The 15,391-nt window shown below is 63.2% G+C and carries 13 protein-coding genes; 4 read left to right on the plus strand and 9 right to left on the minus strand.

What is annotated here, in order from left to right; genetic code table 11:
• Positions 1–25: 25 nt before the first annotated feature.
• The 3 genes from AC4FIJ_RS10290 to AC4FIJ_RS10300 all read right to left on the minus strand — a co-directional run bounded on the left by AC4FIJ_RS10290 (position 26) and on the right by AC4FIJ_RS10300 (position 3,946).
• Positions 26–1,528, minus strand: coding sequence for a TadA family conjugal transfer-associated ATPase (locus tag AC4FIJ_RS10290; protein WP_490336633.1), 1,503 nt, complete (start codon positions 1,526–1,528; stop codon positions 26–28).
• Between the two features lie 112 nt (positions 1,529–1,640).
• Positions 1,641–2,339 (minus strand): hypothetical protein, encoded by a 699-nt coding sequence (locus AC4FIJ_RS10295; protein WP_490336634.1) that lies wholly within the window; start codon positions 2,337–2,339, stop codon positions 1,641–1,643.
• A 260-nt stretch (positions 2,340–2,599) separates the two neighbouring features.
• Complete coding sequence (locus AC4FIJ_RS10300; RefSeq protein WP_490336635.1) at positions 2,600–3,946, minus strand: flippase; 1,347 nt, start codon at positions 3,944–3,946, stop codon at positions 2,600–2,602.
• Positions 3,947–4,129: 183 nt separating this feature from the next.
• Between AC4FIJ_RS10300 and AC4FIJ_RS10305 the strand changes: the two genes are divergently transcribed.
• Genes AC4FIJ_RS10305 through AC4FIJ_RS10320 form a run of 4 tightly spaced genes read left to right on the plus strand, consistent with a single transcriptional unit; the run spans position 4,130 to position 7,655 of the window.
• Positions 4,130–4,843 carry an FkbM family methyltransferase gene (locus AC4FIJ_RS10305; protein WP_490336636.1) on the plus strand — a complete coding sequence of 238 codons (714 nt, stop codon included), beginning with the start codon at positions 4,130–4,132 and terminating at the stop codon, positions 4,841–4,843.
• Positions 4,844–4,855: 12 nt separating this feature from the next.
• Positions 4,856–6,079, plus strand: a complete 1,224-nt coding sequence (locus AC4FIJ_RS10310; protein WP_490336637.1) for a glycosyltransferase — start codon at positions 4,856–4,858, stop codon at positions 6,077–6,079.
• Positions 6,079–6,873 (plus strand): glycosyltransferase family 2 protein, encoded by a 795-nt coding sequence (locus AC4FIJ_RS10315; RefSeq protein ID WP_490336689.1) that lies wholly within the window; start codon positions 6,079–6,081, stop codon positions 6,871–6,873. Before AC4FIJ_RS10310 ends, AC4FIJ_RS10315 begins: the two co-directional genes overlap by 1 nt.
• Positions 6,870–7,655, plus strand: a complete 786-nt coding sequence (locus tag AC4FIJ_RS10320) for a glycosyltransferase family 2 protein (RefSeq protein WP_490336638.1) — start codon at positions 6,870–6,872, stop codon at positions 7,653–7,655. Before AC4FIJ_RS10315 ends, AC4FIJ_RS10320 begins: the two co-directional genes overlap by 4 nt.
• Here the strand turns inward: AC4FIJ_RS10320 and AC4FIJ_RS10325 are convergent.
• The 6 genes from AC4FIJ_RS10325 to gmd form a co-directional block, all read right to left on the minus strand.
• The gene (locus tag AC4FIJ_RS10325; protein WP_490336639.1) at positions 7,652–8,713 is read right to left on the minus strand and encodes a glycosyltransferase family 4 protein; all 1,062 of its coding nucleotides are present in this window, start codon (positions 8,711–8,713) and stop codon (positions 7,652–7,654) included. The two genes, AC4FIJ_RS10320 and AC4FIJ_RS10325, sit on opposite strands and share 4 nt — an antisense overlap.
• Positions 8,714–8,720: 7 nt before the next feature.
• Complete coding sequence (locus tag AC4FIJ_RS10330; RefSeq protein ID WP_490336640.1) at positions 8,721–10,454, minus strand: glycosyltransferase family 39 protein; 1,734 nt, start codon at positions 10,452–10,454, stop codon at positions 8,721–8,723.
• The gene (locus AC4FIJ_RS10335; RefSeq protein ID WP_490336641.1) at positions 10,451–12,163 is read right to left on the minus strand and encodes a hypothetical protein; all 1,713 of its coding nucleotides are present in this window, start codon (positions 12,161–12,163) and stop codon (positions 10,451–10,453) included. The genes AC4FIJ_RS10330 and AC4FIJ_RS10335 overlap by 4 nt, the downstream gene beginning before the upstream one ends.
• Before the next feature lie 3 nt (positions 12,164–12,166).
• Entirely contained in the window at positions 12,167–13,249 is a 1,083-nt protein-coding gene (locus tag AC4FIJ_RS10340) for a glycosyltransferase family 2 protein (RefSeq protein WP_490336642.1), read from the minus strand.
• A gap of 97 nt (positions 13,250–13,346) precedes the next feature.
• A complete protein-coding gene (locus AC4FIJ_RS10345; RefSeq protein ID WP_490336643.1) occupies positions 13,347–14,279 on the minus strand; it encodes a GDP-L-fucose synthase family protein in 933 nt (310 codons plus the stop codon).
• Positions 14,276–15,343: a GDP-mannose 4,6-dehydratase gene (gene gmd / locus AC4FIJ_RS10350; RefSeq protein ID WP_490336644.1), complete on the minus strand. Its 1,068-nt coding sequence runs from the start codon at positions 15,341–15,343 to the stop codon at positions 14,276–14,278. Before gmd ends, AC4FIJ_RS10345 begins: the two co-directional genes overlap by 4 nt.
• Between the last annotated feature and the right edge of the window lie 48 nt (positions 15,344–15,391).

Consider the following 15,391-nt stretch of genomic DNA (forward strand, 5'->3'; position numbering starts at 1 on the left):
CCTGTTTTTAAGCGAACGCCTGCCTTTACAGACAGGCCTGCAGATAGGCCTGGTCGAACCCGTATTGCCGCGCCTTTTCCAGCGTATAGGGGCGCAGCCCGGTCGAGCGGTGCTCGCCGATGATCTTGCCGTCCTCGCCCTCGTCCAGATATTCGAACTTGAACAGGTCCTGCGTGACGATGACGTCGCCTTCCATGCCGATCACCTCGGTGATCTGGGTGGTACGGCGCGAACCGTCGCGCAGGCGCTTTACCTGCACGATTAGATCGACCGAATCGGCGATCTGCTTGGAAATCGCGGCCTTGGGGATCTTGATGTCGCCCATCAGGATCATGTTCTCCATACGGCCAAGGCATTCGCGCGGGCTGTTGGAGTGGAGCGTACACATCGAACCGTCGTGGCCCGTGTTCATGGCGGCCAGCAGGTCGAAACATTCCGCGCCGCGGATTTCGCCCAGGATGATGCGGTCGGGACGCATGCGCAGGGCGTTCTTCACAAGGTCGCCGATGGTGATCGCGCCTTCGCCTTCCAGGTTCGGCGGACGCGTTTCCAGCGGCAGCCAGTGCGGCTGCTGCAGCCGAAGCTCGGCCGCGTCCTCGATCGTCAGCACGCGTTCGCCCGGGTCGATCATCTTGGACAGGGCGTTGAGCATGGTCGTCTTACCCGAACCCGTACCGCCCGAAATGACGATGTTCATCCGGCTGGCGCCCGCGATCTTGAGCGCGGTCGCCATCTGGTCCGACATCGAACCGAAGTCGCGCAGCATGTCGATGGTGATGGGCTTTTCGGAAAACTTACGAATCGAGATCGCCGTGCCTTTCAGCGACAGCGGCGGCACGATCACGTTGACGCGGCTGCCGTCCTTGAGGCGGGCGTCGGCCAGCGGCGTGGTCTGGTCGACGCGGCGGCCGACCTGGTTCACGATGCGCTGCGCGATCTGGAACAGGTGATTCTCGTCGCGGAACTGGATGCGGGCCAGCTGCAGCTTGCCCTTCTTTTCGACATAGGTCTGCTGCGGCCCGTTGACCATGATGTCCGAGATGTCGGGATCGTTCAGCAGCTCTTCCAGCGGGCCGAAACCCAGCAGCTCGTCGACCAGCACCTTTTCCAGCGCGAACTGCTCGCGCCGGTTGAGCGTGATCTTCAGCTCCTGCAGCACCTCCATGATGATCGGGCGGAATTCTTCCGACAGCTCTTCCTTGGTGAGCGTGGCGGCAGCCTCGGGGTCGACGCGTTCCAGCAGGCGCGGAAGCACCTGTTCCTTGATCTTGTGGACGCTCGCCTCGAACCCCTCGGGGCCCTTGTCGGGCTCGTTCACCGCGTTCGAGCGTTCCGCCAGCCGTGCCAGCGCCTCGTCATTGGCGTCGGGCTTGTGTTCGGGCAGCGGCGGGAACTGTTCTTCCATCCCGGGCGGGGGCGGAGGCGTGGTGCGCAGCGGTTCGCTGCCGCCCTTCATCGGCCGGGCGACCCCGAATGCGGGGCGCTGCCCCATGCCGCCCATTCCGTTCTTCCGGCCGAAAGCGTTCATCTAACCAATCCCTGCATCAAGTCACGCCGCGCGCATCTGGCACGAATGGCGCGTTGCCGTTCACCAATTGCTGACAGGGTTTGGTGAATAAATTCGAAACCTTGATTTATGCTTAAGGACGATCGGCCGGAGATCGCCAGCCCTGCCATCGCGCAAGAATCCTGCGCATGCGGTTTCGCGCCTTCGCTGACAGGCTCTGCCGCAGATGGGCAGAGATGCGGTTCTTCGCGGTTGCGCTTTCCTCGATCCTGTCGGGAAAGCGATAGCCGGTTACGCCGTCGGGAAGCATGGCCTGCTCGATGTCGCCCCGGCAATTTTCGCCAGACCCGTCATGCCCGATATTGAACACCAGCGATTGTGCCGGGTTCAGGCATAGACCGTCGTTCCGGAAGATCGTTTCATACCAGAAGATGGCCCAGCTTTTCAGCCGTCCGCTCGCGTTATGGCAAATCTGCGCGTGGAAATCATGGGCACCATCAAGGTTGAACGAATGCCTGCTGGAACGATCGAATCGACGCGCGGCCTGTTCGGGTTCGCGACTGAAATGCGCCCACCGATCGGCCCAGGTCGCCCACCCCCAACAGTTCATGACCGTCTGGAAATAGCAATCGCCGAGCCCGTCGCCGCGGATCGGGTAGCTCCAGCCCGACACATGCCATACTCTCTTTTCGTCAGCATATCGATCAAGCGCGGCATTGAGGAAAGTGAGAAAGGAAGGCGCGGTCAGCAGATCGTCTTCCACCACGATTATCCGGCCATGCGCCGAGACGACCTGCGAGACGCCGTCGATGATGTTATCGGCCAGACCCATGTTCCCGGATCGTTTTACGATGCGAACGGACCGGAATCCCCTCACGCGCTCTATGATATGGGTCGTCGCAAGATGGTCTTCCCGGTCAACTTCGCCTCGCGAGCCATCCTGAAAAACGATCAGCTCGCTTTGGTCCGCAAGCGGGTTACGCGCGAGCGCCTCGATCGTCCGGCGCGTGTGTTCGGGGCGTGCATAGCAGAAAAGCGCGATCGGGGCCGGATGCAGCGATGATGGCGAAGAGGATAAGGGCGGCGCGGTCATCACGGTAAGTCCGGGCGGTTGCGACGATGTGACAGGAGCGTCCTGATCGCGATCAGCGGGTTGAGCGAGGAAAGCATGGTAACGCCTATGTCGCTCAGCCAGGGAAAGACGAAGCATGTTCCAAGCCCCGCAACGGCATAGGATACGACCGTCGCGACCGCGGCGCCGGTGCCGCCGTAAACGGGGATCAGCAGCAGGTTAAGAGCAACGTTCACGGCCGCGCCAAGTGCGGTGGCCGCGGGTGCCGTCCAGAACCAGCCATGGATGGTCAGATGACTGGTCCTGGCCACGCCAAGGCCGACGAATGGCAGCGCAAGCGCCAGTATCGCGATCATCGGCAATGCGCGCGCAAAGGACGGATCCATGAAGAGCCAGATGATCCCCCCGCCTGCGATAACAACCCCCATTGCCACCAAAGCCATCGCCAGCGACATGACGCTGAAATAGGATTTAAGCTCGGCCTGATATTGCGCGCTTCCCGATTTGTACGCCTTGACGATAGCGGGGAAAAAGGCCGCCTGCAGTGCCATCGGCACGAAGAGGGCGCTGTCGGCGATCCGGACGGCCAGCGTATAGCGCCCCAGCTCGCCGATGCTGGCGAACTGTCCCAGCATGACCTGATCGATCCGCATGTAGATGACCGTGCCGATCCCCGCGAGCATCAGCGGAAACCCGGTGACGAGAAGATCGCGAAACAGGCCGGGGTCAAGGCGAAGATGGCCGATATGCCGTCGGAACGGGACCATCATGGCGACCGCCGCGATCCCCAGCAGGACCGCTTCGCCAGCACGCAGCGTGAGAAAGTCCGCAAGTCCGCCACCGAGCGTGATCAGCACCGCGAATGCCGCGGTTGTCGCGACGGTCACGATCACGCGGGGCAGGGCGATGCGTTTTGGCCGCTCCGCCGCCTTGAAGAAAAGCGATGGCGTCTGAAGCGGCAATGTCAAGAGCGTGATCGAAGCGATCAGCACCAGTTCGAGCGAGGTTCCCGCCGGCTGCGGCAAGGCGATCATGGTCGCGATCGCAAGTCCGGCTGCGACAAGCCCGGCCGGAAGGCGAAGCGCCATGGATGTGCAAAGCACCTCGCCGACGTTCTCGCGATCCTCCAGCATATGTTTCGTAACATATTGGTCGAGGCCAGACAGCGTGATCGGCGTGAACAGCGCCACGATGCCGAGCACATAGCCATAGGCCCCGAATCCATCTGCCCCGAGATAGCGGGCAAGCATGAGCGTAACGAGGAAACCCGTGCCCAGACGCACGACCTCGTCGGCCCCCAGCCAGCCGAAATTTCGCAGGCGTTGTTTCAGGTCGATCCCCATTTTCTCGGAAAGCTGCTCCTTCACCGAGGGGCTAGAGCGGGTGCAATAAATAATGGTTAATGATTTCCAGCTAGTGCGGGTAGTCGCTACGAAGCCAAAGGATATCGCGTGAACCTCCAACCCCTATTCCGGCTCTATGCAAGGGCGTTTGCGCGGCCTGTCTTCTACAAGGTGCACCGGCTGCTCTATAACCTCTCGCTGAGGGGGATGGGCGTTCTGAACTGGGAAACCGACGATCTTCAAGGAGAAACCGCGATTCTAAGACGCTTTGTCGCGTCGGCCCCTTCCGGAGCAATCGTTCTCGACGTCGGTGCCAATGTCGGAAAATACTCACGATCGGTCAGGTCGATTGCGCCGCAGGTAAACCTGCACAGCTTCGAACCTTCTCCGCAAGCCTTTGCAGAATTGCAGGCCGCGATGTCCGGTGACGATGTTCGCTGCGTTCGCGCCGCGGTAGGATCGGTAGAGGGAACGGCAACTCTGTTCGACCATGCCGGGGCGGCCGGATCGGGCCATGCCACGCTGCAGGGCGATGTGATCGAACGCATCCACGGCGGGGTTGCCAAGGCGACCCAAGTGCCGGTCATCCGCCTCGACCGCTACATACGCGAAGAGCGAATAGAGAGCGTCTTCTGGTTGAAGATCGATGTCGAGGGGCGCGAAGCGGATGTATTGCGCGGCTTGGGCGATCTGCTCACCACCGGTTTCGAAATTCATCACATCCAGATCGAGTTCAACGAGATGAATGCATTGAGCAAGACCTTCCTCGAAGATCTGTGCGAAATGCTTTCAGGCTACAGGGTCTACCGCATCCTGCCGGGTGGCAAACTGGTGGATATCAGTACAGAGGCGCTGGTATTGCGCGAGATATTTGCGTTTCAGAACTTGCTGTTTTCGAAATCGGATCTTTGCCGACGCTGACGGACAGGCAAATTGCGCATTCTCCACGTCAACCAGTCCGATCGCGATGGCGGAGCCGCCATCGCCGCGCGTCGACTTGTTCTGGCTCAGCGCGAGGCCGGGATCGATGCGCAGATGCTGGTGGTCCGCAAGACCGGCCACGAACAATGGGTTCACCAGTTCGGGTCACCTTTCCTGCGCTCGCGGATCCGTCTGACGCGCGCCGTGACAAAGCGGCTGCTTCGCACATTCTCCCGAACCGATCCGGACGCCATGCGGACGCTTGCATCGGTGCGAACGGGACTTGCGTCGGCGGCGGAGCGTTTCTCTCCCGATTTGATCCATTGGCACTGGGTGGGCGGCGAGGTGATCTCCGTCCCCGAGCTGGCCGAACCGGAATTGCCCGCTGCGTGGACGTGTCACGACCACTGGCCTTTCAGCGGAGTGGAACATTATCCGTCGGCCGCCATTCCAAGGTCCGGCACCGCTTCCGCCAATCTTCCCGACCTCGAGGCGTTTAACCGGAAACGGAAGATGCGTGCCTGGCAGGACTGGCGACCCCATCTGATCTGTCCCAGCATGGCGACCCTGGAACATGCGCGGTCAAGCGAAATAGGCGGCCGCATGCCGGCCTCCGTCATTGGGAATACGATCGATTTCGACGCCTTTCCCGTCATGGCGCGTGACCGGGCGAGGGCAATGCTGAATATTGACGACCGCCGCAGGATCGTCCTCTTCGGCGCGCAGTTCGGGGTGGCCGATCCGCGCAAGGGCTTTGATTTGCTGCTGGATGCAATCGGGCACATGTCCGATGCGGAGCGGGCCGGACATCTGTTGCTCACCTTTGGGGGAAGGGGTGACCGGGCAGCGGTACACGGGATGGAGCGTCGAAGCCTAGGGTTCATCGACGATACGGAAAGGCTGGCGGCTGCCTATGGGGCCGCGAATGTCTTCGTGAATCCATCGCGTCAGGAAACCTTCGGCAATACCACGCTGGAGGCCGTCGCATGCGGGACGCCGGTCGTGGCGTTCGATATGGGCGCTGCCAGCGAGATCATCGCAACACGGGACGCGGGAAGCCTTGTCCGGCCGTGGGACTGCGCCGCGATGGCGCGGGCGATCGTGCGCCATGCCGGGCCGACCGACCCGGCATCGAGAGAGAATATGCGCCGCGAGGCGTTTGCAAGCTTTTCTCCGGCCCGCATTGTCGCGAAGCATGTCGAACTTTATGACCGCCTGATAAGGGGGTCGGATTGATGCCGAATGCCGAGCAACCAGTTTTCACCATCGTCACAGCCAGCTTCAATGCGCTGGACGGGCTGCGCAGAACTGTCGAAAGTGTTGCCGCTCAGGATCATTCCGCTGTCGAGCATATCGTGATCGACGGCGGATCGAGCGATGGCACTCGCGCATATCTCGAGGAGATGGGCGATCGTGTTCGCTGGATCAGCGAGCCTGACGAGGGCATTGGCGACGCGCTGAACAAGGGGATCGCCATGGCCAGCGGCGACTATATACTCGTCCTGCAAGCGGAAGATGTCTTCGTGGACAATGGCGCTCTTGGCCGCGTCGCGGGCGAGCTGGTCGACAGGGGGCGCCATGGACGCATCGATGTGGCGGCCTTCGACGTCATTCTCGACTTCGGTGACCGGCGCGTTCTGCGCAAGGCGAGACCGCTGAGCTTCTTGAGCGATTTCAAGATGACCTGTCCGCATCAGGGAATGTTCGTGTCGCGCGCGCTTTACGAGAAGATTGGCGGGTTTGACGCGACCTACCGGGTGGCGATGGATTACGAATGGCTGCTGCGGGCCCGTAATGCCGGCGCAAGGCTGCTTGCCTTTGACCGGGTCGTCGCGATCATGCCGGCCACGGGGGTCAGCACGCGTACCGACTGGCCATCGGTGTCACATCGGCTGAGTGAGGATCGCAGGTTGCAGGCCCAGCATGCGAGAAATGCCGCGGGACGGGCCGTGAACCGGGTGTTCTGGATGGTCTATCGGCCTTTCAAGCAGGTCAAGTCCCGTATCGGGTCGCGAGCGTCGGCCGCGTGACCGAGCCGCTGACCATCGTCTTGTGCTTCTATAACGAAGAGCGCTGGATCGGGCGCACGCTCGCCAGCCTTGCGGCACAGACGGACCGGCGGTTTTCCCTCGTTCTTGTCGATAATGGCTCGACCGATGGCAGCGTCGCGGCGGTCAGGGCCGCCCTGTCCCATGTGTCCGACATCGAGGTGCGCCTGCTGACAGAGCCGCAGCCTGGCAAGATCCATGCCCTGCGCACCGGGACCATGGCTGCCACGGGACGCTATGTCGCTACCGTCGATGCCGACACGGTCTACCCGCCGCATTATGTGGCCACCTTGCTCGGATTGTTCGAGGACAGGCCGGATGCGTCCTGTGCCATCGCCTTCGGTCTGCCGGCAAAAGGCGTGGGCGGCTGGAGGCATTCCAAGCTTCGTCTGTTCGCACACGCCCTTCCGCGCAAGTGCCATTCGGGAGGTTACGGCCAGACATTTCACCGCACGAAACTGCTGGACTGCGGCGGCTTCGATGCGCGGCGCTGGCCTTTCGTGCTGGAAGATCACGAAATCGTTCACAGGATCGCGGCAGCGGGGCCGATCCTCTATCACCGCGACCTGTATTGCTTCCCCTCGGATCGGCGCAGCGATCGTTCCGCCGTAAGCTGGTCCCTTGGTGAGCGCATTGCCTACAAGCTGTGGCCAGCGGCCGGGATGATGGGTTTTTTTCACCGCATCCTGGCCAGTCGTTTCGCGGCGCGAAAGGCCGATAATCTGGCCCTGCGCAACCAGGACCAGTGGAACGGCGCGCCCTAGGCGATAGCCGTCAGTGTCTGCCGGGCGGCGCGCTGCCAGTCGAAGAAACGCGACGCCTCCCCCTGAAAACCGGCAAGTCGTTTCGCCCGAATGCCGGGGGGCGTGCCATCGGCTGCCATGATGGCGTTCATCCAGCACGCGGCGTCGGCAGAAGGAAGCAAATGCCCCGTCACCCCGTCGATGACGGCGTCGCGCAGTCCGTCGCAATCGGCGGCCAGCACCATTCCGCCCGCCGCTGCCGCTTCGGGAGCGATCAGGCCGAACCCTTCGAATTCGCCGTTTTCCACCGGTATGTTCGGTACCACCACGGCCAGCGCCTCGCGATAGGCGCGCACCAGTGCATCGCCGTGGAGGGGGCCGAGGAAGCGGACGCGCGGATGGTTCAGCAGGGCGCGCTCGGCCGTGCTCCAGCCTGTACCGGCGATGTCGAGGCCGATGCTTTCAGGCAAGAGCGGCAGCACCTCGCGGATGAACCAGCCGCAGCCCTTGCGTTCGATCAGGCGCCCCGCGAACAGTAGCCGTCCGTTATGCCGGCCGTCCGGAGGAGGCGCGGTAATATCGGTCGCCAGCGGCACGACATGCGCGTCGTGCCACCCGGTTTCGTTCAACACTTCGGCGGTGGCGCGGGAATTGGCAATGACGGTGGCGCTGCCCAGCATGCGCGAGCCCAGACGCAGATAGGCGCCGTAAAGCTTGCCCCTGATCCCGCCGCGGCGGTGATAGGATACGTCGGTCCCATGCGCCGCAATCGCGATCCGCCGGATGCCGCGCAATCTTGCCGGCAAGGCCAGCGGCCAGATCGCCATGTCGCCCAGCAGAGCCGCCTTGGGCGCCTGGCGCAGCGAGAGCAGGCGTGCCAGGACCGTGAAGGGAAAGGCAAGCAGGCTGGCAGCATGCGGCGGCATCCCGTTTCGCCGGCCCGGCAGGGCAATGACCTCTACCGCGGCAAAGCTGCCAAGCGCTTCTGCCATCCGCATCGACCATGTTTCCATGCCGCCGATCGCGGGTTGCCATTTGCGGGTGATGAGAACCAGCGAGTTGCGCACGTCGTCAGCCATGGCAGGATCAATAGCCGATCCACAGATCGCCCGTGGGGGGAGGATCCTGCGGGGACTGCGCGGTGGCGGCCCAGACCAGTCGCGCGGGCCGGGAGCCGCGATTGGCAAGATTATGCATGCCCCGCCCGACATCGACGGTTTCGCCTTCGGCAAGCGCAACGCCATCGAGCACGAGACCTTCGCCTTCCGCGCGATATTGGCCCGGCACCAGAAATTCCGATGCTTCCCCGGTCCCCGCTGGCACCGTTTTGCCCGCAAGCCACACCGTTCCCCAATAGTTCACGTAATTGCCGCGCCAGGCGCGGGAATCCTCGGGCAGAAGGACGGCGGCATGATCGCCCTTCAATGCGGCGGTGACCATGGTGTCGTTCTCTATCAGCAGCGGAATCGCCTGCCGCTCCATCGCTGCGCGATAGCTGCTGCTGCCCGCGCGGCGGTATTGTTCCATGCCCCACGGCGTCATGAAGCCGTTGACCTTGCGAAAGGCCGGGATCATCCCGCTGTGATCGAAATATGCGGTTCCTTGCGGGAACATCTTCTGCACGGCGTCCGAAACGGCACGCTGCCTGGGCAGGACCTGGCGGTCGTCGGTGACCCAAGTGGCCAGCGCGATCACCAGCATGATCGCCATGACCGGGACGGCGCCGAAGCGCGCGATGGTTCCGCGCAGTCCGCAAGTGACCGCCACCGCCAGCGGCGGCAGCAAAAAGACGTAATAATAGCCTGCCGTATTGCGATAGAAGGCAAGCGTCAGCACCGGCAGCCATAATCCCGCCAATGCGCATTTTTCATGCGCCGACAATGCGCTGCGCGCGATGGTGACGGGACCGGCAAGGATCAGCACCGCGAGGAGCGGCGCCAGACTGGCGGCTTTTACGATCATCGGCCAATATGGCGGCAGGCCGACAAAGAACATGTCACTGGCAGAGCGGTTCAGTACGGCGGCAGCCCGCGCCTGCGTGCCGCGCGCATCGGCACCGGCACCGGCATCGGCATCGGCATGGGCGGAAACCAGCGCAGGATCGGGATGAACGGGGCCGGCGATCTGGCCGGAGTGCCAGACATAGAGCGCAAGGAACACGGCCAGCGCGGCCACCGCAATGCCCGCGATCCTCAGCGCGGCGGCGCGGGTGCGGCCTGCATCGGCCCAGCGCATCCATGCCAGACCGGCAAATGCAGGTGCGAACAGCACCGCCTTGATCGTAATCATGCCCGCCATGCCGATCAGCGCCCCGATCAGGGCGGCGCTCCACCAGCCAAGCGATGCGCGGGCGAGGAGGGCAAGCGCGACCATCAGCGTGGCCGTGACCGGCGGATCGACGCGGAACGACATGCCGTGCTGCAGCACATAGCCCGCCGAGATGTAGCCGAGCGCAGCCAGTACGGAGGTCAGCCGGTCCGCGAAGCGCCGCGCCAGTGCATAAATGCACACGATCGTCACGCATTCGCAGACGAACATCGCCAGACGCGCGGTCAGGATATGATCGATCGCGCTGCCTGGCATATCCACAAGCCAGCGGAAGCCATGGACGTGAAGGGTCTGGAGCGGGGTCTCCAATTCGCCGCGCCCAAATTGCGCGACCTGGCCGTAGAAGAAGAACTCGTCCCAATTGATCGCCCTGCTGAAGATCAGCGTGCATTGCAGGGCGAGCAGCAGGATGATTGAGGCGGCGCCCACGTGGACGCTGCCGAGGGAGGGCAGCGTGCGTCCTGCGGCGGGGCGCCGGGGGCCGCTGGTCAAAAGCGAGTCCATAGGGCTCCCTCCAGTCGGTCGCGTGGCGGCAAATCGGGATGTCGGCCCCAGATCAGCCGCGCATCGGTTTGCCCTGCAGGCGCGAGGCGATACTCGCCGCGCTCGACGTCCACGATTTCTCCAGCCTGTCTGACCCGGCCGTCGAATTCGACCGGTCCGCCAATAACGGTGTAGGCACCGGGCACCAGGAAATGCGTGACACGCGGCGGATCGCCCGCAGCGATGTCGCGGCCCGCGACAAAGATGGCGCCCGTCACGTGAACATAGTTCTCGCGCAGCGCGGCCGTATCGGCCGGCAGGAAAATGTCGTTCTCGGGATCGTCAAGCGCACCGAACAGCCACCAGTTCGTCAGCAGCAGCGGAACGGGCTCTCGCTCCATGGCGGCCGCATATGCGGGCACTCCATTGGCGACATAGCCCTTCATGCCCCATGGCGTCATGAAACCGTTGCGCTTGGGAAAGCCGGCCAGCATTCCGGGGTGATCGAAATAGGCGACCGGCTCCGGGAAAATGCGATGCACCTCACCGATCAGCGCGCGCTGATTGGCAAGTACATCTGCGCGCTCATCCGCGAGGATTGCCATGGACGGAGCGACAAGGGCAGCGGCGATCAGGGCGACCGGAACCCGATCGCGCAACGGGGTGATGGCCGCAGTGGCGGCGACGCACAGCGGCGCGAGCATGAAGACGAAGAAATAGCTCGCGGTGTTCTCGTAGAAAGCGAATGTGAGGACGGGTAGCCACAGGCTTGCCAGGGCGATGCGTTGCGGGCTCGTGAAGCGGCCCTTGCGCGCCAGGACAAAAGGTGTCGCAACCGCCAGCGCCGTCAGCCCGGGGGTCAGGATCCAGCCTTTCAGGATCATGCCCAGATTATTGGGCATCCCAAGAAAGAACATGCGGTTCATGCCGTCTGCCAGCAAATGCGACGATGCGGCATTGGCCTTCGCCACGCCGCCAGACGGATCGCCCGCTGCGCCGGTGACGCCGCTTGCGTGCAAGGCATAGAAAGCCGCAAACGCAGCCAGGGTCATGACGGCGAACAGGGCCAGCCGGATGAGCGCGGATCCCGCCCGGGTCTCACCGCGCCAGCGAAGCAGGGCGATGCCGGCAAAGGGCGGGGCGTAGAAAATCGCCTTGATCGTGAACATGGCCGCCAATGCCGCCAGCGCCGCTCCGGCAGCCGCCATGATCCAGAAGCGCGGTCCATGCAGGGGCATCCAGATCAACAGCGCAAGCGATGCCATCAACGCAGCGGTCGCAGCCGGATCGGCGCGGAAGGAAAACCCGTGCTGCAGCACATAGGCTGCCGACAGGTACGACAAGGCGCACAGCAGCGCTCCGGCCGTATCGGCGAAACGGCGCGCCACCGCGAAGATGGAGCCAAGGATCACCATCTCGAAACCCAGCATCACCGTGCGGCCCGCGATGATCGCATCGATGGTGTCGGAGAAGCGCGCCGGAAGCCAGCTGAAGATCCGGACGTGGATCGACTGGAGAGCCCGGGCCAGATGGCCGTCGGCGAAGCGGGCCACCTCGTCGTAATAGAAGAATTCGTCCCAGTTGATGGCGCGCGTGTGCACCATCACCGCTTGTGCAACCAGCAGCAGCGCGATGGCGGCAGCCGGCCATACGGCGCTTTGTGCGTCGGGCCGCGTGGCCATGGTCGGGGCCCCGGCCGGCAGGGCCGCAGCGGTCATGGCTTAACGGCTCCGGCGGGCGGAAGCAGGGCCGGACAGACCGGGAAGAGGCACGATATCGGCGACCGCGTCCTCGGCCTTCGTTTCGGCTTCCGGTTCGTCATGCGGGCGAACGGCGGTGCCTTGATCCTGCTCGGCCAATCGCGCCTCCAGCTTGCGGACCTTGTGCAATGTCGCTTCCAGCAGCTTGCGATTGGCGGTGATCAGATCTGCCAGCATGCCCATCACCGCCACCAGTGCGCCCAGCACCAGCAGAGAGCCGCCAATGACGAGCGACTGGATATGACCGCTGCCATCGCCGTTCACATAGAACCACATGAACCGCAGGATCGGCAGCAGGCCCGCCAGCGTCAGAAGCAGACCGGTGCCGACGAAAACGCGCAGCGCGTTATAGGTCGTATAGGCCCGCGCGATCGTCACGCCGGTCTGCCCGATGAACCGCGGGATGGTGGTGAACAGGCGCGAGGGGCGCGTTGCGGGATGGGTGCGGACCGGGACGCTGACGATCGCCATGCGCTTGCGCCCGGCCTGGATCAGCATGTCGGTGGTATAGCTGAACTCGGTCGTGATGGTCAGGCGCTGCGCCGCTTCGCGGCTGATGGCGCGAAATCCGCTGACCGCATCGGTGATGTCGGTACCCGACAGCCTTCGCACGACGGCGCTGCCCATCCTTTGCAGCCGCCGCTTGAACGGGCCGAAATGGGCGTTCTTTCCCACGCCCCGGTCGCCGATGACGATATCGGCCTCGCCCCGCAGGATCGGCTGGACGAGCGCGGCGATGTCGGCGCCCTCGTATTGTCCGTCGGCATCGGTGTTCACGATGATGTCGGCGCCCGCGGCAAGGCACGCGTCGAGCCCGGACTGAAACGCATTGGCAAGCCCGCGATTGCGGCGGTGCCGCACGATGTGACGCACGCCCCACTGCCGGGCCACCTCGGACGTATTGTCATTCGACCCGTCGTCGATAATCAGCACTTCGATCGCATCGATTCCGGCAATCTCACGCGGCAATGCGGCCAGAGTCGCGGGCAGGTCCTCCGCCTCGTTCAGGCACGGAATCTGGATGATAAGCCGCGTCAATGTCATTCCCCCTGCCGCGCAGAATAGTCGATGGCGCGGGTATGGGCAATTCGGCTTGAAAAAACGTTAACCATGAGCGCGGCGCATGGACCGCGCGCGCGCCTCATTCGAAGCGCGCACGGTAATCCCGCAGCGCATCGATCAGCCCGTCACGCAGTGAAATGGAAGGCATCCACCCCATCGCTTGCAGCCTGGTGCCGTCCATGATCTTGCGCGGCGTGCCGTCCGGCTTGGTCGTGTCGAATTCCATCCTGCCGCCGAAACCGGCGATCCCGGCGATCAGCGCGGCAAGATCGGCGATCGATATTTCCTGGCCGCTTCCCACGTTCACATGGCTTTCGTCCGAATAGTTCCTGAGAAGGAATACGCATGCATCGGCCAGATCGTCGACATGCATGAATTCGCGAAGCGGCTTGCCGGTCCCCCAGACGACCACGGTTTCGTCTCCCGCCGCCTGGGCAGCGGCGGTCTTGCGGATCAGCGCGGGGATCACGTGGCTGCCGTCGAGGTCGTAATTGTCGCCCGGCCCGTACAGATTGGTCGGCATGGCCGATATGAAGTCGCAGCCATATTGCCGGCGATAGGCCTGGCACAGCATGATTCCCGCGATCTTGGCAGCGGCATACCATTGATTGGTGGGCTCGAGCGGCCCGGTCATCAGGCTTTCCTCGGCGATGGGTTGCGGTGCCATCCGGGGGTAGATGCACGAGGAGCCGAGGAACAGCAGCTTGGCGCACTGCTGCTGGCGGGCGGCCTCTATCAGATTGGCCTCGATCATGAGATTGTCATACAGGAATTCGGCCGGGCGGCTGTCATTCGCCTTGATCCCGCCGACACGCGCTGCCGCTATGATAACGGCTTCGGGCGCATTATCCGCAAACCAGCCGCGAACCGACGCCTGTTCGCGCAGGTCGATCGAGCGCGGGGCGGTCAGGATCTGGCAATCCTCTCTGGCCAGGCGGCGTATCAAGGCCTGTCCGACCATGCCGCGATCGCCTGCGACATAGATCCGCCGACCGCTGAGCGGGAAAATCATGTATTGTCCTTCGAGATCGGCGCCTCGCGCATGACCTGCATGTCGGCCGCGACCATTTCGCGCACCAGCTCGCGCACCGGCGTCTCGTGCCGCCATCCCAGTTCGCGCTGCGCCTTTGACGGATCGCCCAGCAGCAGATCGACTTCGGTCGGACGGAAATAACGCGTGTCGATTTCCAGCAGGCAACGACCGGTTTTCCGGCAATAGCCCTTCTCATCGACGCCCGCGCCGCGAAATTCGATCGGAATGCCCGCATCCTCGAATGCCCAGAGCACGAAATCGCGTACCGACGTCGTTTCCCCCGTCGCCAGAACATAATCGCCGGGTTCGTCCTGCTGGACCATTTGCCACATGCCGCGCGCATATTCGCGGGCATGACCCCAGTCGCGCCGCGCATCGAGATTGCCGATATACAGCCTGCTCTGCCGGTTCAGGGCGATGGCCGCCGCCGCGCGGGTGATCTTGCGTGTGACGAAGGTTTCGCCGCGTAGGGGGCTTTCGTGGTTGAACAGGATCCCGTTGGAGGCATGAATGCCATAGGCCTCGCGGTAATTGACCGTGATCCAGTAGGCGTAGAGCTTGGCCACCGCATAGGGCGAGCGCGGATAGAAGGGCGTGCTCTCGCTCTGCGGCACCTGCTGGGCAAGGCCATAAAGTTCGCTGGTCGATGCCTGGTAGAATCGCGTGCGCTTCTCCAGCCCCAATATGCGAATGGCCTCCAGCAGCCGCAACGTGCCCATGGCGTCGGCGTTGGCGGTGTATTCGGGGGTCTCGAAGCTGACCTGCACGTGACTTTGCGCAGCCAGATTGTAGATCTCGTCGGGTTGCACTTCCTGGACGATACGGATCAGATTGGTGGCGTCGGTCAAGTCGCCATAGTGCAGCTGGAAAGTCTGGTTCTGGGTATGGGGGTCCTCATAGATGTCTTCGATCCTGCCGGTGTTGAAAGAAGACGAACGCCGTTTCACGCCATGAACGATGTAATTCTTTTGCAGCAGCAGCCGTGCGAGATAGGCTCCATCCTGCCCGGTGACCCCGGTAATAAGTGCTGTCTTGCCGCTCATGATGTCCTCGTGCTGCGTCACGGGCAAAACCGTGCGTCAAGGGTTCCG

It is taken from the genome of Croceicoccus sp., from assembly GCF_983967925.1.

Coding starts and splice junctions, on each gene's coding strand:
- gmd (WP_490336644.1), bottom strand. CDS start 15,343: ATGAGCGGCAAGACAGCACTTATTACCGGGGTCACCGGGCAGGATGGA.
- AC4FIJ_RS10305 (WP_490336636.1), top strand. CDS start 4,130: ATGGGCGTTCTGAACTGGGAAACCGACGATCTTCAAGGAGAAACCGCG.
- AC4FIJ_RS10340 (WP_490336642.1), bottom strand. CDS start 13,249: ATGACATTGACGCGGCTTATCATCCAGATTCCGTGCCTGAACGAGGCG.
- AC4FIJ_RS10315 (WP_490336689.1), top strand. CDS start 6,079: ATGCCGAATGCCGAGCAACCAGTTTTCACCATCGTCACAGCCAGCTTC.
- AC4FIJ_RS10290 (WP_490336633.1), bottom strand. CDS start 1,528: ATGAACGCTTTCGGCCGGAAGAACGGAATGGGCGGCATGGGGCAGCGC.
- AC4FIJ_RS10345 (WP_490336643.1), bottom strand. CDS start 14,279: ATGATTTTCCCGCTCAGCGGTCGGCGGATCTATGTCGCAGGCGATCGC.
- AC4FIJ_RS10325 (WP_490336639.1), bottom strand. CDS start 8,713: ATGGCTGACGACGTGCGCAACTCGCTGGTTCTCATCACCCGCAAATGG.
- AC4FIJ_RS10295 (WP_490336634.1), bottom strand. CDS start 2,339: ATGGGTCTGGCCGATAACATCATCGACGGCGTCTCGCAGGTCGTCTCG.
- AC4FIJ_RS10335 (WP_490336641.1), bottom strand. CDS start 12,163: ATGACCGCTGCGGCCCTGCCGGCCGGGGCCCCGACCATGGCCACGCGG.